General features: G+C 67.7%; 1 protein-coding gene. It reads left to right on the forward strand.

The genetic code is table 11. From position 1 onward, the window contains the following. The coding region (locus SB719_RS19675) for a hypothetical protein (RefSeq protein WP_412159668.1) at positions 1–279 on the forward strand (279 nt) is incomplete at both ends.

The raw sequence follows: 279 nt of genomic DNA on the forward strand, positions 1-279 counted from the left end.
TCCCGCCTGATTCAGTCGGCGGCGGGCAAGAACCTCGAGGCCTTCTTCGGCGCGCTGAAGGCGCACATAGAAAAGAGGGCGGCGCCGGCGGACTCTGCGCGGAACACCGAGCCGGCGCCGCAAACACCGCCCGACGATGCGCTACCCAGCGGAGTCGCGCAAGCTCAGTCTCAAGATGCGGCGAAGCCGTCCACCGTCATGCCCGCATCTCGCCCGACATTCGGCCCGGCACCCGGAGTGCAGGTCTGGATGGTCGCTGCAGGTTCGGGTCTGTTCGGT

It is taken from the genome of Pantoea sp. SIMBA_079 (assembly GCF_046940275.1).
GTDB lineage: Bacteria > Pseudomonadota > Gammaproteobacteria > Enterobacterales > Enterobacteriaceae > Pantoea > Pantoea borealis.